Source organism: Natronolimnohabitans innermongolicus JCM 12255 (genome assembly GCF_000337215.1).
GTDB classification, from domain to species: Archaea; Halobacteriota; Halobacteria; order Halobacteriales; family Natrialbaceae; genus Natronolimnohabitans; species Natronolimnohabitans innermongolicus.
The window spans coordinates 50,094-69,441 of record NZ_AOHZ01000081.1; the positions used below are offsets into that span (position 1 = coordinate 50,094).

The window sequence follows — 19,348 nt, forward strand, 5'->3', positions numbered from 1 at the left end:
AAGGATAAGACAGATCGTGACAATCGTCAGGTATCGACGCGCCGCGGCGGCCCGAAGCCGTCGACGCGGCGCGGGAGACACTACTATGAGCACGAACCCAGACGTCGTCGTTCTGCGAGAGGGAACGGAAGGCCTGTCGATGGAATCGTACGCGGAAACGCTGCGCGAGCGACTCCCCGAGCACACGGTCGCGCTCGCGCGGACGCCGACGGAGGAGCGCGAACTCGTCCCGCAGGCGCGGGTCGTGACCGGAATTACGATCGAGGAGGAACTGCTCGAATCCGCCGACCGACTCGAACTGTTCGCGTGTACGTTCGCCGGGACCGACCACGTCCCGATGGACGCCCTGGCCGATCACGGCGTGGCCGTCACGAACGCGGGCGGGATCCACGCGCCCGGCATCGCCGAGCAATCTATCGCCAACATGCTCGTCTTCGCGCGGAACCTCCACGAGGGCTGGCGGCGCAAATCGAACGGAGAGTGGCGCCACTTCCAGTCCCGCGAGTTCACCGACAGCACCGTCACGGTGGTCGGCCTCGGCTCGATCGGCCAGGAGATCGTCCAGCGACTCGAGGGCTTCGAGGTGGAGACGATCGGCATCCGCTACACGCCCTCGAAGGGCGGGCCGACCGACGAGGTGCTGAGCTTCGAGGAAGACGACGTCCACGAGGCCTTCTCGCGCAGCGACTACGTCGTTCTCGCGTGTCCGCTGAACGACCTGACGCGCCACCTCGTCGACGAGGACGCGCTGGCGACGCTGCCGCCCCACGCGGTGATCGTCAACGCCGCCCGCGGCGGGATCGTCGACACCGACGCGCTGGTCTCCGCGCTGCAGTTCAACGGGATTCGAGGGGCCGCACTGGACGTCACCGACCCCGAACCGCTGCCCAACGACCACGAGCTCTGGGATCTCGAGAACTGCCTCATCACGCCTCACACGGGCGGTCACACGCCAAAACACTGGGATCGGCTGGCCGACATCGTCGCGGCGAACGTCGAGGTGCTCGAGGACGGCGGCGACCTCGAGAACGCGGTCTACGTGCCGGAAGGGAACTGAGCTGAACTGAACTGACGGCGTTCGGCCTCGGTTCGACGCTGTCGGTTTCGACGACTCGCGAAATCCGATGACTCGAGAAGCGCGCTCGAGCGCCGTCGGGTCCGACGCTTGCGCCATCGCGGTGGTCGGTCGTGGTGGTCGATCCCGTCAGGCGTTTCGCGACCGGTCGGCGACCCTGTATGCCAGCGAGCCGATGCCGACGCCCGCACAGGTCGACCAGTCGGTGTCCTCGTCGGACGTGAACAGCACCGACGCGATCGCCGTCCAGACCGTGACGAAGACGAGATAGCGCAGCGGACGCTCTCGGAACGTCCCGACGAACGCGTCCCTGACGACGTAGTAGGCGAAGCCGACGGCGCCACCGAGCGCGACGTGTTCGGGAGAGATCCCCCGGTCGGATCGACGGGCGAACTCGAGGTTTGTCAGCGTCCCGAGGAACTCTATCGTCGTCCAGAGTGAGTCGAGGCGATTACTCATACTGATGGATTCGTAACAGGTGCAATGACTGTTTCGCTCGCAGCGTCGATCGAGAACCCGCTTTCGACTGGTACCTTCGAGGGGGTCACTGACCTGTTGCATCGGCAGGCGCAAATAGCGATTGGGGAGTTTCGAGAAGCGACTCCGGTCAGACGAGATCTTGCGGACGTTTCGCACCGTGATCTCGTAACTCGCCGTCGAACGAAAGGAGCGTTGCATCTACGGCGTCGGCAGCGGCAAGTACGAGCGCGTCCATCGGGTAACGCAGTGTCTCGTCTTGGAGTTGGTTCGCAGTCATCATATCGGAGGCGTCGGGAAACGTGACGGTCGTCCGGGAACTGACCCGCTGTTCGATTCGTTCGACGCGATCCCGTTCGAACTGTTTCTTTTTCGTGAGTACCGTCCGCAGTTCCATGAGGTTCAGTACCGACGTATACGTTTCGTCAACGTCGTTGAGAACGCGAACAGCGGTCTCGGAACGCTCGGTATCTCTGGTGACAGCCGCGACGATAACGTTCGTATCGAGAAAGGGCTTCATAGTCGCGAAGCGACCCGAATCAATCGCGAACTCGGCGTGCTCGACGACGAACTCGTCGATGAGGTCGTCGGCCAACTCGGTTCGTATATCGGTCTCGAGCGAATCTGACCGGGGAACCCCCTCTTTCGGCCCTACGGCCAGAGCCCGCGCACCGCCTTCGCCTCGGCGATCCGCGACAGCGCCACGACGTAGGCCGCGTCGCGCCACGTCAGGTCGTGCTCCTCGACCTCGTCGCGGAGGTCGGCCCACGCCGAGAGCATCTTCTCCTCGAGTTCCTCGTTCACTTCCTCGAGGGTCCACTGGCGGCGGTTGATGTCCTGAAGCCACTCGAAGTAGCTGACGGTGACGCCGCCCGCGTTCGCGAGGATGTCCGGAATAACGTGGACGCCGCGCTCCTCGAGGATTTCGTCGCCGGCGAACGTCGTCGGGCCGTTGGCCCCTTCGACGACGATATCCGCCTGAATGTCGGACGCGTTGTCCGCGGTGATGACGTTGCCGACCGCAGCCGGGATCACCACGTCGACGTCGAGTTCGAGCACCTCCTCGTTCGAGAGCGTCTCTGGCGCGTCCTGTTCCAAGACGGCCTCGGGCTCCTCGTCGTGGGTCGGAATCTCGTGAGTCGAGAGCCCGTCGGGGTCGTAGATGGCGCCGTTGACGTCCGAGACGGCGACGACCGTCGCGCCCCAATCCTCGAGCAGGCGGGCCGCGTTGGCGCCGACGCTGCCGAAGCCCTGGACGGCGACGGTCACGTCCGAGACGTCGTTTCCGTAGTACTCGATCGCTTCGCGGGCGATGATCGCGGTCGAGCGGCCGGGCGCTTCCTCGCGGCCGAACGAGCCGCCGATGACGGGGGGCTTGCCCGTGACGACGCCGGGGATGGTCTCGCCCTGTTGCATCGAGTAGGCGTCCATGAACCAGGCCATGGTCTGTGCGTCGGTCCCCATGTCGGGTGCGGGAACGTCTTTCGTCGGCCCGACGGAGTCGCGAATCTCCTCGGCGAAGCGGCGCGTGAGCCGCTCGGTCTCGTCCTCGCTGAGCGATTTGGGGTCGACCGCGATGCCGCCCTTGCCGCCGCCGAAGGGGAGGTCCATCACGGCGCACTTCCAGGTCATCCACATCGAGAGCCCGATGCACTCCTGGGCGTTGACCTCGGGGTGGTAGCGCAGCCCGCCCTTGTACGGGCCGCGGACGTCGTCGTGCTGGGCGCGGTAGCCGGTGAACACTTCGACGGTGCCGTCGTCGCGCTCCAGGGGGACCGAGACCCGCTGGACGCGCGTCGGGTGTTTCAGCCGCTCGATAACGCCTTCGTCGACGTCGACGTGTGCCGCCGCGTGTTCGAGTTGTCGGCGCGCGGTGACGAGCGCCGAGTCGTGGTCGCCGTCGCCGGACGATTCGGTCTCCGATGTCGATTGTGTCGTGGTCATAGTAGGGTGTGGTACTGCGCGTAGTGGGTTCGGTGTTGTGCCGGCATTACGTGGGACGCGAGGTTCGGTGTCGTCGATCCGGCCGCCGAGCTACGTTCGGAACAGCCGTCGCGGGAACTCAGCCAGCGTCTCCGCCCCGTTGCTGGTCACGCGGAACGTCTCGCTGATCTCCATGCCGACCGCTTCGGTCCAGATGCCGGGGATCATGTGGAACGTCATGTTCTCCTCGAGGACGGTTTCGTCGCCGGGACGGATGCTCGCGGTATGCTCGCCCCAGTCCGGCGGGTAGCCGAGGCCCATCGAGTAGCCGATTCGGTCCTCCTTCTCCAGGCCGTACTGGGCGATCGTCTCGCGCCAGGCTTCCTCGACGGCCTCGCAGGTGACGCCGGGTTCGACGCGGTCGAGGGCCGCCTCGATCCCCTCGACGACGATATCCGCGGTGCGCTCGAGTTCCTCCGGCGGGTCGCCGACGAACGTGGTTCGGGCGAGCGGGGAGTGATAGCGGTGGCGACAGCCCGACAGTTCGATGATGACCGGGTCGCCGTCCTCGAAGGGACGATCGGTCCAGGTGAGATGCGGCGTGTCCGTGTGATCGCCCGAAGGCATCAGCGGGACGATCGAAGGGTAGTCGCCGCCGTACTCGTCGGTGCCGGCGATGAGCGCGTCGTAGATCGCTCGCGCGGCCTCGTACTCCGGCACGCCCTCCTCGATGGCGTCGAGCCCCGCCTGCATCGCGTTCTCCGAGATGCGCGCGGCTTCGCGCATGTACTCGAGTTCCTGCTCGGACTTCTTGATCCGGACCCACCCCACCAGCAGCGTCTGATCCTCGAAGTCGGCCTCGGGGAGGTTCCGCTGGAGTCGGGTGTACGACTTCGCGGTGAAGTAGGCGGCGTCCATCTCGAGACCGATGCGGCCGTCCGCGACCTCGAGGTCCTCGAGAACGCCCGCGACGTAATCCATCGGGTGGAGGTCGTGTGGCGAGTGGACGTGATCGTCGCTGTAGGACAGGACGTTCTCGTCGTCGAGATACGTCGTCGCCCGCGCGCCGCCGCCGTCCATCTCGCGGCCGACCCAGACCGGCTGTTCGCGGTCGGGCGTGACGACGACCGCCTGGTGGACGTAAAACGACCAGCCGTCGTAGCCCGTGAGGTAATTCATGTTCGCCGGATCGGAGACGACGAGCGCGTCGAGGTTCTCCTCGCGCAACCGCGCTTTCGTCCGCTCGACCCGCCGTTCGTACTCCGCGTCGTCGAAAACGTCTCGAGACATGGTAACAGGCCCTACGTGGGTGATCGATCAGGAATAGTAAAAACTTTTCGTGTATAGTAGTTACAGATATTGTTTACTCGACTGTGGCCGTCGAGAACGGGTCGGTCGGGGCCGAGAGGCGGCCGGTCTTCGGAACCGTTCGAAACGAGCGTCAGTCACGGGAGCCGGTCACTCACTCGCGGCGAACCACCGGCGATTAAGACACCCGGGTTCGTTCGGCCGGACATGACACTACTCGAGACGCTCGTGATCGCGTTCTGGGCGATGTTGCCCGCCTACGTCCCCAACAACGCGGCGGTGCTGGCCGGCGGGGGCCGTCCGATCGACGGCGGTCGGACCTGGGGAGACAAGCGGGTTCTGGGCGACGGGAAGACCTGGCGCGGCACCGCGGCCGGAATCGTCGCCGGGCTGGCGCTCGCAGGTATTCTGAGTCTCTTCGCGGGCGACGTCGAGAGCGCGATCGGCGTCGACGTCCCCGAGTTCACGCCGCTCGCTGCGCTCGGTCTGGCCGCGGGTGCCATGCTCGGGGACATCCTCGCTTCGTTCCTGAAACGGCGAACGGGCCGCCAGCGCGGCGCGATGTTCCCCGGGCTGGACCAGCTCGACTTCGTCGTGGTCTCGTTGCCGCTCGCCGCGGTGCTCGACTTCGCGTGGTTCACCGACGTCTTCACGTGGGAGGTCATCCTCGTCGTCGTGATCCTCACGCCGATCCTCCACGTCTCGACGAACATGATCGCCTACAAACTCGGGCTGAAGAACGAGCCCTGGTAGGGAGATTCGACCACAGTTCGATATCTCGTCCGAACGGTCGACAACTACCCATTTCCGTCTTCATCTGCATCGCTCCCCGTAGTACAGGTTCAGTCGCCGACATATGTTTGCACACACAGCACACACAATACAATATGGGCAGCAAGAACATCTCGATCCCGGACGACGTCTACGAAAAGCTCCGCGAAGAACGCCGAGCCGACGAGAGCTTTGGCGAGGCGATCGATCGGCTCCTCGGTCAGCGGCAACTCTCGGAGTTCTGGAACGCGTGGGATGACGATACCGCTGACCGAGCTCGCGCTGCGATCGAAACGAGTCGAGACCGAAACGACGAGCGTCTCGAACGTCTCTACGACTGATGGCCTGTCTCGATACGCCGTTCCTGATCGATCTCCTCAACGGAACGGATGCCGCAGCAGAGACGATGACCGATCTCGACGATCAGGGGACGAGACACGCCGTTTCGCCGGTTACAGCGGCTGAACTCTGGATCGGCGCGAACCTCGGCTCGGTGCAAGAGTTTCGTCGAACGGAGGAGCTCCTCGAGTCGCTGCTCTGGCTCGAGATCACTCGATCCTGTGCGCGTCGAGCCGGACGGATCCAGGCCGAACTGATCGAATCCGGTTCGGAACTCGGATTCAACGATTGCCTGATCGCCGCGACCGCGATCGAACACGGGGAGCCGCTGGTTACGGGCGCTTCCGATTTCGAACGCGTTCCGGATCTCCGGATCCGAACGTACTGAACGACCGTCGCGCTTATTCTGCGGGTGCCGGCGCTTTCTCCGCTCGCTGAATCCGTTCTTCGGCCGCCTCGCGATCCTCCGGATAGCCGACGTCGATGCGCCAGCCGTCCATCCGAATGGCGTCGATGGTGCGGCCGGACTGGAGGAGCAGATCGATCGCATCCGGGAGTTCGTACTCGCCGCGGTCGGAGGGCTGGACGAGGTGGCAGGCGTGGAAGATCGCCGGCGTGAACGTGTAGAAGCCGGTCATGACGAGGTTCGACGGCGGATCGTCGGGCTTCTCGACGACCTCGACGATCTCGCCGTACTCGTTGGTGTCGAGGACGCCGTAGCGGGAGGCCTCCTCGTAGGGCACCTCCTCGACGAGGAAGGCGGCGTCCGCTCGCTCCTCTCGCTGGCGGTTGATCACGTCGCCGAGGTTCCCCCGGAAGACGTTGTCGCCGAGCATCAGGACGAAATCGTCGTCGATGTGCGGTTCGGCCTGGAGGATGGCGTGAGCGAGACCCAGCTGTTCGCGCTGGTGGGCGTAGGTGATCGGCACGCCCTCGTACTCGTCGCCGTAGCGTTCGATGATCTGCTCTTTCATGTGGCCTACGACCACGACGAGCTTCGTGACGCCGATCTCGAGGAGGTTGTCGAAAACGTCCTCGACGAGGGGTTTGCCGTCGACCTCGACGAGGGCTTTGGGTTTGTCGTCAGTCAGGGGCTTCAGTCGGGTTCCCTTGCCCGCCGCTAATACGACTGCTTGCATGTGACAGACGGTTCCGATGCGGTCGTATATACTTTGTGAGCGAGCGGTCTCGGAACCGGCGCGTCGCGCTCGTCGACGTTGGGCGACTCTCGGACCCGTGATCGAATCGAGGTCGGTCAGGTCTCGAGCGGTCAGCTCGGTCGGGTTTCGAGCGGGCAGGGAGTCCGAACGCGTTCGCGATCGGCTCGACGGGTTCGCCTCGAATCACTCGAATAGGCGAGTCGCCTGCTGAACGTACGCGTTTCCGTCCCAGCTTCGCTGCTGCGCGATGCCCTCGAGCAACGCTTTCGCCGTCGTCGCCGAACAGTTTCCATTGACGACGAACGCCTTCAGGAGCCGGGGCGTCGTCACGAGTCGCGCGTCTGAAAGCGACGCGTGAACGAGCGCGAGCTGGTTGTATTCGTCACAGTAGAAAAACGTCGCCTCGAGTTCGTCGGCTAGCTGTACCGCTGCGTTCTCACCGTCGTCGAGCGGAAACTCCGGATCGAGATCCGCCGCTCGGATCGTCAGCCGCTTACGTTCGTCGAGAACTGCTCGCGCCGCCGTTCCGTGCGCGTCTTCGTACGCTGCGATCGACTCGAGTTCCTCGAGTACGCGTTCGGGAACGATAACGTCGTATCCGTCCACGAGCAACGGAAGCGCCGTTTTCCGCGCGTCGTCGGTACTCGCGATACTGACGAGCGCGGACGTATCTGCGACGAGAGTCATTCGTCGAGTGCGACCGCGAGGTCCTCACTCAGCTGATCGTCCGTCAACTGACGCTTGAGCACTCGGAAGTTCTGTGCGGTTTCGACGCCGACGATCGCTTTCACCTGTTCGTACTCGAGTCGGTCCTCGTAGTATGCGTTCGCGATCGCCTGCTGGACCTGTTCTTCGTCGCTCGCGTTCGCGAGGTACTCTCGAAGCGCCTCGACGAGGACGTCGGTTCGGTTCTTGTCCTCCGCGATGGCGAGCGCGTCGGCTTGTTCGATCAATCGCTCGGGCGCGCGAAAATGGACGCGAGTGCTCGAACTCATACGCGTACATTGTGTGCATACCACCGTAGTTCTGTCGGCGGGTCGGGTGTTCTCGGTGATGACTCGAGGAATCGGGCTCGTTGACCACCGCAGCGAGTACGGGCTGTACCGGGACCGACGGGACATCGTGTACGGAGCTCGCCGATTCAATTCGTTTTGTTGCTGAATTCCACGGTAGCGCTGGCGTTCAAATTCTATTTATATTTTATATAGGCATGAGTCCCGAGTTGGTGGTACGCCACCGTCTCGTTACCTCATCGATTCGACGCCCGTGGACAACCGTCGTCTTCGGCGGGAACCTCGAGGGCGTCCCGCCGTGGACTGCCGAGGACTGCTCGAGCAGGGACAGCCACGGCTACCGACACGAGCTAGACGACCGCTGGCGTGGGATCGTGTGGTGGGTCAGCGGGTGGGGGCCTCGCTCGAGGCGCGCTCGAGGTGGGGGTACTCGCGGGCGTCCACGGTCAGCCGAGGACGTCAGCTGTCTCCGGGTCCGGGGCGTCGCCGTCGTTCGAGCGAGCGCTCGAACTCGAGTCGGTCGGGGGAGTGCTCGAGTCGGCCCGGGTACCGCTCGAGGTCGAACGGTTCGTCTCGCCCGGAATCTCGGCGTCGGCCGGGAGGATCAGCCGGCGTTCGGTGTACTCGAGGCCGTTTTTCCGCTGGGTTCGCTTGCGGACCGCGAGGCGGTTCTTTGAGAGCTCGAGGATCGCGTCGATCGTGCGGGAGACGAGCTTCTTCGCGTAGGCGTCGCTCGTCCCGGGTTCCTGCCTGCGGATCCAGTGTTTCAGATCGCCGGCGGTGACGTACTCCCGGATCGACTTGCAGCCGTTCTTCCAGGGATCGTCGTCGACGGCGGGGTCGGCGCGGGCTTCCCAGAGCTTCGCCGCGAGTCTGGTCGGCAGGGCGTCCGTGCTCGAGCGCCGCAGGTCCTCGTCCAGTCGGGCGAGTTGCTGGACCGGGAGGAGGTCCCCGTGGGCGAGCGCGACGTCCTGGGTGCGCTCGAGCGGGTCGTCGTGTGCCGGGACCCTGAGGTAGCGCTCGCCGTCGGATTTGGTGACGCGCTCGAGTCGGTCGCCGGGCACCTCGATCTCGTGGACGTCGACGTTCGACTCGCGGAGGTGGGCGCCCTTCTCGAGTTCGCGGGTCTGGAGCTCCTCGAGGCGGGCCTTGTTCGCACCCGTGCGGTTGCGGGTGGCTTCGGCGAGGGCGTCCAGGCGGTCGGTTTCTCGCCGGAGGGTCTCGAGGTGGGTGTCGTGGGACTCGAGTCGGGTGTCGTGGGTGGTGAGGTGGTCGTGGTGGTCCTCGAGTTGGGCGTCGTGGTCCTCGAGTCGGTCGGCGTGAGTGGACAGCCGGTCGTCGTGCTCGTCCAGCCGCTCGCACAGCGTGGTCTCGAGCGCGTCGACCGTCGCCTCGAGGCTCGCGATCGTTCGGTCGCGGTCGGCGAGTTCGGACTCGAGATCCGCGACTCGCGTCTCGAGGCGGTCGGTCTTCGCTCGAAGGGTCTCCGTCTCGGCGCGGAGGGCGCGCAGTTCCTCGAGGACGGTCTCGAGGTCGGGGGCATCGTCGGCGCCGTGGGCGGCCTCAGTCATCGGTTCCCTCCTCGTCCGTTCGATCGTCGTCAGGGTGCTTGTTTTCGGAGTGGGCGTCCTCGAGGTTGTTAGTGTGGTCGCTCGAGTCGCGTTCTGGATCGTTGGGGTCCGTGTCGCGTTTGGTGTCGTCGGAACGCTGGTCGTGTTCTGGGTCGTTAGTGTTCTGGTCGCGTTGGGTATCGTCGGTATGCTGGTCGCGCCGCAACGCATCCGGATCCGGACCCGAGTAGACCGTCACGCCCGAGCCCGCGTCGGCGAGGTCGACCGATCCCTCCGGGTGGTAGGGGATCAACGCCTCCGTGCCGAACAGCAACAGGCCGAGCTGGCTCGTCTCCGCTCTGATCTCGCGACAGCGCAGGCTGGCCTCGCGGCGTTCGTGGTCGGCGAGCGTCCGGCCGTCGATTTTCGTCCGGGGGTCGTGAAGCGCCTCGAGTAACGCGTGCGTGAGTTTGTCTAGAGCCTCGAGGTGGGTTCGGATGGCGCTCGAGGGCGTCGGTTCGTCCCGTCGGTCGGGGCTTTCATTACCCCGCGAATCGTCGTTGGACATGCTTCCGTAGTGTGGTTACGGGAGCTTCTCGCGGGCACGGTGTCTCTACCACCGGACCGCGGTTTTCACGGATCGCCGTGGTCGATCCGGTATCCCGTTGTTGCATACTGGTTACTGTAGAAACATAAAAGTATGTTTTGCGTAGTTTTAGATGGCTATTGCAGTTCTACAGCACTGCTACGACGGACCTTGATAGAACTCCCTCCAACAGTGCTACACAGATGCGAAAGCGTGCCGAGTGGATGACGCGAGCCGACGACGAGATTCTCGAGTACCTGCAGGCCCACGGCGCGGGAACGCCGAAATCCATCGCGGAGGAAATCGACCGGAACAACGACTACGTAGGTGTTCGCTGTCGAAAACTGGCCTCGTGTGGACTGGTGGAAAAGCCCTCTCGAGGCTTCTACGTGCTGGCTGATTCTGGTGAAGCGTATTTGGACGGGGAGTTGGATGCGGGGACGCTCGAGGCCGACGACGCGTCGTAACGTCGTCTGCGGTTCTACCTCTTTTGTGAAGGTCTTCGATGCGCCAGTTGGTCGCTGAGTCGGAGCCAAATCGGGAAGAGTAGGCTGTACGCACCGGGTTTCTGTTGTCGGGTAGACGGGTAGTGCGTTCATCTGACCGATCTATATGTTCTACGAACACGCTTTCAGTACTTATATTCTAGCGTATTTACGCTATAAGTGGGAACGGTATTGTGTCGAATTTCAGAGAACCAACCCAAGTTAATGTCCGCCAGTGGGACGACTGCGTCGAATGCGCCCCCGACCTGCGTGGATGTCGCTGAAAGACGGACTCATTCTCGAGTTCCTCGCGGAACACGACCTCGAGCTCCCGGCAAAGCCGCTGTACCGGAATCTGAATCGGTCTGGTCACGAAATCGGCTACTCGACCGTCCGAAAGCGATTGACGGAACTCGAGGAACACGGACTGGTCGAAAAGGTCGACGACGCTGGGTACTATCAGGTTAGTGAGAAGGGGATGGCGTATCTCGAGGGGGAACTCGAGTTGAGCGACTTGGAAGAAATGGACTAAGCCTAGTTGCACTGATCAGTATCTTGAATAGCCGTTAGCCGTGCTTCTCATGGAGTACTTGGAAAATCAGCGTGAATATGATCGCTGCTCAATTTGGAACGAAGGGCAGATCGAACGGCAGGTTATCCGTAACGGTGGTTCGGAACGTCCTCGAGATGACGAATAACGTGCCGAAGTACACTGCCGCTCCGACGCTCACGAGTGCGACGACGAAGGCAGCATTGTACTCCGCGAGCCAGTGTGTTTCGGTGAGCTGGCGGACGACGTATACCGTAGCACCCATTCCGATAGCCGCAATCCACTGACGGGTAATTTCGGCTACCGGAAGCGAGAACGGTACGTACGAACTGGCGTAATAGTACGCGAGAACGAGACCAACTGCAGCAGAAAGTGCGGTCGCGACGGCGGCACCGACCCAGCCGATCTGCCAGATCAGGATTACGTTCAGGATCACGTTCACGACGATGAAGACCCCGTTGGCTCGGAACGCGAGGTCGGGTCTATCGATCGCGTTGAGGATGCTCAGTAGTTGTTTGTTGTACGTGTAGATCAACAGCGCGAGGACGAGAATCGCGAGGACGTCCGTACCGGCGACGAACGAGTCGCCGTAAATCTGTAGCAGTCGGTCACCGATTACGAGCGCCCCGACGAGCCCTGGGATCAGGATCAGCCCGGCATAAGTGAGTCCGTCTTCGGCAAGTCCGGCAATGGCATTGGCGTCGTTCTCCGCGGACACTTTGCTCATCTCGGGGAAGAGCGTGTTGCTCACGGCACTGCCGAAGATATCGAGGAACTTGCCGATCGACCAGGCAACCGAGTAGATCCCGACCAGCCCCTGGGTCACGAAAAAGCCGAGCACAGCGATGTCGACGGTCTCGAACGACTCCCCGCGGATGCTGCCGAGCCAGGCGTACTTCGCGTACTCGAACAGGCTAACGATGTGCTCTTTCCCGGGCATCGACGGACGCAGTCCGAGTACCCAGAGACCGATTGTGGCCGTCACGAGGTAGCCGATCGCATATCCCCACAGCATGCCGGAGAGTCCGAGGCCGAACAGAGCGACCAGCCCGATCTGAGCGACGGCTCGCGTACCCTGTCTGCCCGTCGAGAGGATCGCGTAGACGTGGACAAGGTGATTCCCTTTCAGCGACGCGTTGATAAGTGACTTGTACAGTGTCACGAATAGCAGCAAGACGACGAACTCGGCGACGGGAACGCCGACGTAGGCGTTGACCTGCTCGCGAAAGACGATCACGGCAACAGCGACGATCGTCATCATCGCCCCCATGACGACCAGGCCGGCCCCCGTGAACTCTTCTGGCTCTTCACCCTCGCTGATCCGTTTGGTGATTGCTCGGTTGATTCCTACTTTGCCACCGATTCCGAGCCAGGTGACCACCGCTAGTACCAGTGCATACTGGCCGAGTACGTCCTCACCAAGGACACGCGCAAAGTACACCGTCGCGAGGAACCCAAGAACTGATCCGAGGACCTTCGAGACGAGGTAGACGGCGGAGGTCTGTCCGAGGCGCATGACTTGACTATTTTCGAAACGGAACGATTACCGTATGGACTATCGGACGAACGATCGACGTAAAATCATTGTCTTGTTCGTCGGCCACGGTACCACTACGATATGGAGATTTCGTACTATGATCGCGATAGATTACTGAAGCCGTAAGTTCAATACCCATGCTATTCACAACCCATAATTCCAGACGTAATGCACAGAGCTATTGATGATCCAAAGAATAAATTAGAAGGGGAGTCACAGCTTCGTTGTGGATAATAAACAGAACCATTGCAGAGAATTTATTATTGTCCCATTCTAAAGGTAGGTTCAACATTTGTTATCAGGTGAGAAGAACCAATGACGAATCCCCACCCATTATATACATTCTATCCAGAAAGTGGAATTGCGAATTCGATACGAAGGACGGCAGCATTTTCATTTCAGAAAGTGTTTTGGAGACGTGCTATTATAAAGGAACTTCCTATAGATGTGCTATGGTATTGGTTTGAGATTCGATCCGTGTTAGTGCCGTGGACAAGTGATGCAAACCCACTCCGTTTGATTTGGGTTGATCCGGCTGATATTGAATATTACCATAGTGGTGGCCCATGGAGATTTGGCCACGTGGTAGGTGGTGATTGGGATGTGCCCCAACAGCGGTTCGAAAACACTACTTTACACCAATCATTGGTCGACCGGTTCACTAACGGTCAAAACTGGGAAGACACCGACCTATATAATAAATACAATAAAGAACTCAACTCCGGCAAGAAGTCGTCTATCAAGGGAGTGACTGATATCGATTCGTATTTTGAAACAATCGATCAGCTATACTACCGGATAGATTCTCAAGGGTATCTAACCCAGCAGACTATTTTGAACAGAGAACCTGAGAAGGTCAAAGATTCTACACACGATAATCCACATCCTGCACTAAACGAGATTTGTGTCAATATATATCGAGACGGCACATTGGCCAAGCGAAGCTCAGGAAATCATCGGCTTTCAATAGCTAAAATATTAGATATTGATAAAATACCGGTGGTGGTCAGGGTTAGACACAAAAAATGGCAAAAATTAAGGGATAAAATTCGTAATTCAGATAATGGAAATGAAATTGGAGATCAAACGCACAAACACCTCGGCCACCCTGATCTGAGGAATCTCTATGAAGGGCTCTCTTCTTCTTGAATATAACTTGCTGGGAAAGGCTATGGTTTGTGTAAAATTCGACTCACCGTCGGTCAGAAGGTATAAATTGTCCCCAAGCCTGCTTTGGATATGCGATCGATCACGGAGAGGGCAATCCATCGTTTCCACTATGATGGTTTATTTGGGACGTTGAACGCCGGAGCAACTCTCCTTTTTAAAAAGAAACCAGCCGGTTTTTTTCTCCACTACCCCCAATTAACCATTGAAGATTTGTCTCAAAGTAAGACAAAAGTCGCAGCGTCATATACTGAGATGATTGACTACTCTGGGTCTCTACATGTCTCTTCACCAGCCAATCTACGTAAAGCGGAGGGGGAGTTTGAAATTGCAGAAAGATACGTTTACGAACTATCCGAATCCGAACTGATCGGGAATAGTCCCCTGATCAGAGTACAGAATAAGTACCTCGTTCCCACGACCCTCGGATTAGACACCTCCTTTGGACGTGAAATCTTTTACGAAGATATTGGTCCCCTTTCCGCAGCATACTATTCAATTGCTAAAAATAAACCCCAGAACTCAATTGAATCTGCTTTTCTCTTGACGTCACACCGCACTGGAATGCCGATGTGGCTTTGTGAAATTCTCCCAAGAGTCAAACGCTACGAACAATTCTCAGATAAAACTGGAATCGAACCTAGATACATCATTCCAAAGAATACGAAGGAAGTCCAGAAGCAATGTCTTAGGCTGTTAGGGTATGATGAAGGGGATTGGATTGAATGGTCGGGCGAACCGACATCCGTCAAACGACTATTCGTAACGGCGAACCTGTTGCGACGAGGCCACGGTGAAGTGTCTCCCTCTCCGCGTGAAATTCGATGGTTGCGAAATCGACTGATATCGGCAACCTCCGATATAGATGATAAGTTCTCAAACCTTATTTATGTATCTCGAGAAGATGCTGAGAGGCGTCTTGTCAGGAATGAAACTCAAGTGATGGACCTACTGCGTCCGTTTGGATTTGAACGGTACGAACCAGGAAGGTACACACTCCGTGAACAGATATCGATGTTCAACAACGCAGACATTATCGTCGGACCACACGGTGCTGGTCTATCATCATTATTATTCGCCGAAAACGCTACTGTCATAGAACTGCTCTCTGAGGAGGGACCGCCCACATATCACTTTTTCCTATTATCCCAAGAATTAGGATTAGATTATGATTTTCTTCTTTGTGATGTAGTTGGCAAAGGTATTAAGCCAAGGCATAAAGACTTGGTTGCGAATATTGACAATCTCAGGAATGCAATACAATCAATTAGTATATAAACTCTAATTTAGGCGTTGGATTAAGTAGAAATTGTACTGAATAGGGCTATTGATGTCCTGTGTTAGGAACAATATCAGCAATATCGGGATGCTGCAGGTAATTATACGTTCGATCGTTTAATTCGTCAGCACTACTTGCTTGTGCAACCTCCTCACGGACGGTTTGCCATTCTTTATGTCTAACAAGAATGTTGGCGGGGATTTTATCGATATCCAGTATCTTGGCGATAGAGAGACGGTGCTTTCCGTCAACAAAAAGAAATTGCCCATCTCTCCCAATATCAACCATTATATTATCCAAATGCTCGGTAATATCTCCGCCATTTTTAATAGCAGATTTAGGATCTCCATTCATCATAATTTCCGTTGGTTTAAACCCTTCTCTATCTATTTTCTTATAAAGCTCATCCATCTGTCTACAGCGGTTATAAATTTCCCTTGGAGTTTCACATCCTCTCCAGGTACGATGTCGATAGAGACAGTCCTGAATGAACTTCGTCTCGCTCCACTCTTTCCCGTGAACAAACCTATCAGAAAGGCATTTAAATATGTACATGTCCACGAACCGCTCACAATTTTGGTCCCAATCGCCACCTTCAATTTTTCCAACTGCATACTGGTCTGGCCGGTTTTTCGAAGATAGGTATCGAATTTCGGTGGGTGAAATCCAGATTGTTTTGAAGGGGTCTGCAATAGCGTCATATCCGCCGAGTAACGATTGTTTCCACAGTCGGAACCGAAGGAAATCCCAGTCAGAGATAATCCATCGACGGATACGATGCAACTTTTTTGAGGTCGAGATTTTTTTCTGCTTGACTGCTCTGTTAAAAGCTTCACGGTTTCCTTGCGACTTTTGAACCTCATATATTCGACGGAGCTGGCGTGAGAGTGACATTCTACTGTTATACTATCACTAGTTGTTGATGAGTTTTTTTATTGCGCTTTTGTGGTGTAGATTGTTGGTGAGTTAGAGCGCAGTTTCAAGGATGGTTTTGAGTGCTTCTCTCCCTGGTTTCGGTAGACATAACGACGAATTAAAACGCTCTGAGATACGCCGTGAGTTTGTCTTTGGAGATACCTCGGTGGCTCTCGCAGGTATGGTGGCCGTTAGAAATAATTGCTTACATTTAGAAGTAAGAGTCAGTACCTCACAAACCCTCCTCGGCTAACTGGTTTTGGAGCGTGATTTGGCGACGAATCGGAGTTGAACCTCTTCTCCGTAGATCTACCCGACAACAAGGGCCAAGAGGGTATCGCAGTCGGCGGTGATCAGTCGCCGACGCGACGGTGTTGCAACTGGTCGATAGGGCATTCTCGGTCATCGGTTACCGGTGGAACCAATCACCCGGTGGCCGGTTCGCGGGGACGACCCGACGCACCGCGAGGGCCGTCCACGCTGACCGAGTCACCATGTCGATAAACTCTTTGAAAGGCCACCACCAGAGGCGACGCCCGCCTCGGCGAGGCGTCGCCACATACACCCAGTGCAAGTACCGCCAGATGTTCTGAATCAGCAGGCTGAGTACGACGAACACAGCCATCTTGTAGGATCTTGCGTCGTCGTTGAGGTAATCGTTAACTCGGAGAGACGGTAGCTTGCTTCGATCCCGAACCGTTTGCTGTAGTGGGATCGAGCCTGTCGGGGTTCATTGACGAACGGCGCGTCAACGGCGTAGCCGTGACGCGCCACTCCATGCTCACCGTACCGCCCGTTTTTGTAGGTACAATCGATCATCACCGGGAATTCGATGAGTCCACTCGTTTTCGCCGTAGGACGTCGTGAGATCGTGAGTGATCTCACGATTCTAGCCCGTGCTGAGTTCGCTCTTGATCTTGCTGCCCCACTTAATTACCAGAGAGATGTACTCGAAAATGTGTGCCTGAAGCAACGTGGGACACTTGTCGTCGTAGAAGTCGCTGTCGAGATAAACTGCTTTGACGTCAAAGTCGAAGTTGGTGAGCAGTCCAAGAAACTCAGCGAGACGTCGCTGGCGGTGTCGCCGTCGGTGAGACGGCGCACCGTCAAGGTGTATCGTTTGTTGTTCACGCAGGCGTAGAGTGTGGCGTAAGCATGGAACGCAGTTGTTCCTGCTTTGGCCTCGCTGTAGTAGAGACTGTCAGTCTCGTCTTCGTCACCGTAGTAGGGACGCAACTGGAGGTCCGCAACGACCTCCACCTGCTGAGGGAGTGTTTCGAGGACATCCTGCTGGAGAAGCGTATTGCCGGTTGATTCGACAGTTTCGAGGTCGAACTTGGTGCGTAGGTGATAGAGGATGTCGTTACCAGAGGGTGCGCCTTCACTCTTCTCGCAGAGTGAAGAGATTGAGGTTCCGTCGGCGGTTGCGCCGACGAGGACCTCAAAAATGTTCTCTGAGTCGATTTCAGCGTTCTCACCGTAGTCAAGTATAAATGAGCTGGTAAGAACGTTAACGAGAAAGTTAAGGAGCTGGTCCTCATGGATTTCACGTCTGCTTTTTGCTGTTTGATAGACACATTCACAACAAGCAGATATTCTAACTAAGCGGCTTTGTGAAGTACTGAGTTTCTTATAGCGTTCAAATTTCGACGAGGGTACTACGGAAACCAGGGAGAGAAACACTCAAACACGCCATCAAGCTATGCTGTGAGATCAACAAAGTGCTACACAAGAGCGATATATATATATGAGGAACAGCCTATTTTGAGTTCAACATCATGAATATACTTCTTCATCTGTTAGCTAGGGATAGCCTCGATACGCCACCAAAAAGTGCAACGAAACTCGCTGTCGAAGATAATATTGGAGAGTCAATACATATACATGTTCGGAACGTGAGGTTGGAAATGAGTATTGACGATTATATGGAATTTGCTGATGAAGTGGAAAGTGCAGCGGAGGTGATTCGGAATGGGGATCGTTGAACAATTACTAGCTGATTTTGAAACCCAGAGTGGGCAACAGTATCAAATCGAACTGAATGAGGGTGGGACAATCCACATCCACACTGAACACGTTCGGATTGACTTAACCAAAGAAGAGTTTCTTCAAGTGGCAGATGCTATTTCGGAAGGGCAGGAGAAGCTCATCCAAGCTAAAAATGAACTATAACACTACAGAACAAAATCGAATTCGATTACTTTTTGATGATCTCAATTCTAGCGAAATCGAATACGTCGTTCCGCGAGGTCATCAACAGCTCCCCGAAAGAACGCCGGGGGGAGACATCGATTTTATAATTCATCCCGATTCGTTTGATAGCGCCGTTAATATCGCTAAAGAACGAGGATTTCTCCCGAAGAAATCTAGCCAATGGTGGGGTATAGCTCAACTCGGAATAAAAGGGCTCTCTCGCCCACGGGCTACAGTACAATACGTTATTAATACCCCAAAAAAGGCAAAAGAACACGTGATAGCCCGTGTATCAGGCAGCAATCGCTCAATCGGAAGAGGAACTGTCACTGATTGGCGAGCATATAGCGACGATATAATGGTCCACCTGCGTAATCATCTTGCGTATAAATCTCCTTGGAACAGTGGAGAATACAGAGTAGACCCTCTGGTTGAAGAACAGTTATTTAAACATCGACAGTTGGTTGACGGTATCAGTATTCCTTCTTTACCTGATGAACTAGCACACCTCATCTGCCGAGGTGTTTTTGATAAAGAGGGAGAATTTCCAGAATATTACGCTTCTCGCTGCAATACATTATTTGAGCAAATGTCTGAAGCAGAGAAATCGCGTTTCAAGGAGATACTCTCGCTTATCTTTTTTGACGCGGATCAATTCGTCTTTGAACACATAGTTAACAGTGAATACAACATGATTCTATCCGATTTAAAATCGTATTCCAATTACTGAACGCCACCCTCTTCGTATTCTCTTCTTTATTCCTTAAGGGCATCACTGACGGGTTGCTCAAGGTACGGTCACGATCTACCGAGAGTAGGTGCCTGATTGTTTGACGTAATACTATGTACGCTCCATCTGTGTTTGGTTAAGGCCAGATCTCCGTGTTGAAGACTTGAAGTACTCGTTTGTGATCGAACCCTTTACGTATTGTAGAGATTTGTTGGAATATCAGATTATCTTTCAAAGCCCTTGTAGACAAATGGGGTCTGGATGAAAATGCCACCAACGTCTTTTTGTCA

The 19,348-nt window shown here is 57.1% G+C and carries 21 protein-coding genes and 2 pseudogenes; 10 read left to right on the forward strand and 13 right to left on the reverse strand.

Translation table 11 applies throughout. The features are described from left to right. Positions 1-85: 85 nt before the first annotated feature. Positions 86-1,057 (forward strand): NAD(P)-dependent oxidoreductase, encoded by a 972-nt coding sequence (locus C493_RS16780; RefSeq protein ID WP_007260673.1) that lies wholly within the window; start codon positions 86-88, stop codon positions 1,055-1,057. A gap of 147 nt (positions 1,058-1,204) precedes the next feature. Here the strand turns inward: C493_RS16780 and C493_RS16785 are convergent, their stop codons facing one another. From C493_RS16785 to C493_RS16800, 4 genes are all read right to left on the reverse strand, one after another. Next, on the reverse strand, positions 1,205-1,534 hold the full coding sequence (locus C493_RS16785) for a hypothetical protein (protein WP_007260674.1): 330 nt from the start codon (positions 1,532-1,534) through the stop codon (positions 1,205-1,207). Positions 1,535-1,682: 148 nt separating this feature from the next. Next, entirely contained in the window at positions 1,683-2,072 is a 390-nt protein-coding gene (locus tag C493_RS16790; RefSeq protein ID WP_049889440.1) for a PIN domain-containing protein, read from the reverse strand. Positions 2,073-2,203: 131 nt separating this feature from the next. Further along, the gene (gdhB, locus tag C493_RS16795; RefSeq protein WP_007260676.1) at positions 2,204-3,496 is read right to left on the reverse strand and encodes a glutamate dehydrogenase GdhB; all 1,293 of its coding nucleotides are present in this window, start codon (positions 3,494-3,496) and stop codon (positions 2,204-2,206) included. A 90-nt stretch (positions 3,497-3,586) separates the two neighbouring features. Beyond that, entirely contained in the window at positions 3,587-4,765 is a 1,179-nt protein-coding gene (locus tag C493_RS16800; protein ID WP_007260677.1) for a M24 family metallopeptidase, read from the reverse strand. A 225-nt stretch (positions 4,766-4,990) separates the two neighbouring features. Here C493_RS16800 and C493_RS16805 point away from each other — a divergent pair, with 225 nt between their 5' ends. The 3 genes from C493_RS16805 to C493_RS16815 all read left to right on the forward strand — a co-directional run bounded on the left by C493_RS16805 (position 4,991) and on the right by C493_RS16815 (position 6,281). Continuing rightward, entirely contained in the window at positions 4,991-5,536 is a 546-nt protein-coding gene (locus C493_RS16805; RefSeq protein ID WP_007260678.1) for a CDP-2,3-bis-(O-geranylgeranyl)-sn-glycerol synthase, read from the forward strand. 134 nt (positions 5,537-5,670) lie between these two features. Beyond that, a complete protein-coding gene (locus C493_RS16810; RefSeq protein WP_007260679.1) occupies positions 5,671-5,895 on the forward strand; it encodes an antitoxin VapB family protein in 225 nt (74 codons plus the stop codon). After that, a complete protein-coding gene (locus C493_RS16815) occupies positions 5,895-6,281 on the forward strand; it encodes a PIN domain-containing protein (protein ID WP_007260680.1) in 387 nt (128 codons plus the stop codon). The genes C493_RS16810 and C493_RS16815 overlap by 1 nt, the downstream gene beginning before the upstream one ends. Before the next feature lie 13 nt (positions 6,282-6,294). On the opposite strand, the gene aglF is transcribed toward C493_RS16815, so the two are convergent. From aglF to C493_RS23645, 5 genes are all read right to left on the reverse strand, one after another. After that, entirely contained in the window at positions 6,295-7,032 is a 738-nt protein-coding gene (aglF, locus tag C493_RS16820) for a UTP--glucose-1-phosphate uridylyltransferase AglF (protein WP_007260681.1), read from the reverse strand. Between the two features lie 204 nt (positions 7,033-7,236). Further along, positions 7,237-7,740 (reverse strand): PIN domain-containing protein, encoded by a 504-nt coding sequence (locus C493_RS16825; RefSeq protein ID WP_007260682.1) that lies wholly within the window; start codon positions 7,738-7,740, stop codon positions 7,237-7,239. Continuing rightward, complete coding sequence (locus C493_RS16830; RefSeq protein WP_007260683.1) at positions 7,737-8,048, reverse strand: hypothetical protein; 312 nt, start codon at positions 8,046-8,048, stop codon at positions 7,737-7,739. The genes C493_RS16825 and C493_RS16830 overlap by 4 nt, the downstream gene beginning before the upstream one ends. Positions 8,049-8,512: 464 nt before the next feature. Continuing rightward, the gene (locus C493_RS16835) at positions 8,513-9,637 is read right to left on the reverse strand and encodes a hypothetical protein (RefSeq protein WP_007260684.1); all 1,125 of its coding nucleotides are present in this window, start codon (positions 9,635-9,637) and stop codon (positions 8,513-8,515) included. Next, on the reverse strand, positions 9,630-10,184 hold the full coding sequence (locus tag C493_RS23645; RefSeq protein ID WP_007260685.1) for a hypothetical protein: 555 nt from the start codon (positions 10,182-10,184) through the stop codon (positions 9,630-9,632). Before C493_RS23645 ends, C493_RS16835 begins: the two co-directional genes overlap by 8 nt. A 221-nt stretch (positions 10,185-10,405) precedes the next feature. On the opposite strand from C493_RS23645, the gene C493_RS16845 reads away from it, so the two are divergent. Both C493_RS16845 and C493_RS16850 read left to right on the forward strand, forming a co-directional pair. Continuing rightward, positions 10,406-10,669 carry a hypothetical protein gene (locus tag C493_RS16845; RefSeq protein WP_007260686.1) on the forward strand — a complete coding sequence of 88 codons (264 nt, stop codon included), beginning with the start codon at positions 10,406-10,408 and terminating at the stop codon, positions 10,667-10,669. 292 nt (positions 10,670-10,961) lie between these two features. Then, entirely contained in the window at positions 10,962-11,219 is a 258-nt protein-coding gene (locus tag C493_RS16850) for a winged-helix domain-containing protein (RefSeq protein ID WP_007260687.1), read from the forward strand. An 88-nt stretch (positions 11,220-11,307) separates the two neighbouring features. Here the strand turns inward: C493_RS16850 and C493_RS16855 are convergent, their stop codons facing one another. Next, positions 11,308-12,753 (reverse strand): oligosaccharide flippase family protein, encoded by a 1,446-nt coding sequence (locus C493_RS16855; protein WP_007260688.1) that lies wholly within the window; start codon positions 12,751-12,753, stop codon positions 11,308-11,310. Positions 12,754-13,089: 336 nt separating this feature from the next. Between C493_RS16855 and C493_RS22800 the strand changes: the two genes are divergently transcribed. Next, positions 13,090-13,923 carry a hypothetical protein gene (locus C493_RS22800; protein ID WP_152421190.1) on the forward strand — a complete coding sequence of 278 codons (834 nt, stop codon included), beginning with the start codon at positions 13,090-13,092 and terminating at the stop codon, positions 13,921-13,923. Positions 13,924-14,013: 90 nt separating this feature from the next. After that, positions 14,014-15,219 (forward strand): glycosyltransferase family 61 protein, encoded by a 1,206-nt coding sequence (locus tag C493_RS22315; protein WP_152421191.1) that lies wholly within the window; start codon positions 14,014-14,016, stop codon positions 15,217-15,219. Between the two features lie 46 nt (positions 15,220-15,265). Here C493_RS22315 and C493_RS22805 read toward each other — a convergent pair whose 3' ends face one another. The 3 genes and pseudogenes from C493_RS22805 to C493_RS16860 all read right to left on the reverse strand — a co-directional run bounded on the left by C493_RS22805 (position 15,266) and on the right by C493_RS16860 (position 17,731). Beyond that, positions 15,266-16,114: a hypothetical protein gene (locus C493_RS22805; protein WP_152421192.1), complete on the reverse strand. Its 849-nt coding sequence runs from the start codon at positions 16,112-16,114 to the stop codon at positions 15,266-15,268. A 72-nt stretch (positions 16,115-16,186) separates the two neighbouring features. Next, positions 16,187-16,319, reverse strand: a pseudogene (locus tag C493_RS23900) (IS1595 family transposase); the annotation flags it as partial. Positions 16,320-16,544: 225 nt separating this feature from the next. Continuing rightward, positions 16,545-17,731 (reverse strand): annotated as a pseudogene (locus tag C493_RS16860) (ISH3 family transposase). A 375-nt stretch (positions 17,732-18,106) separates the two neighbouring features. On the opposite strand from C493_RS16860, the gene C493_RS16865 reads away from it, so the two are divergent. After that, complete coding sequence (locus C493_RS16865) at positions 18,107-18,307, forward strand: hypothetical protein (RefSeq protein WP_007260692.1); 201 nt, start codon at positions 18,107-18,109, stop codon at positions 18,305-18,307. Next, on the forward strand, positions 18,297-19,058 hold the full coding sequence (locus tag C493_RS22810) for a hypothetical protein (RefSeq protein WP_152421193.1): 762 nt from the start codon (positions 18,297-18,299) through the stop codon (positions 19,056-19,058). The genes C493_RS16865 and C493_RS22810 overlap by 11 nt, the downstream gene beginning before the upstream one ends. The last annotated feature ends 290 nt before the right edge of the window (positions 19,059-19,348 follow it).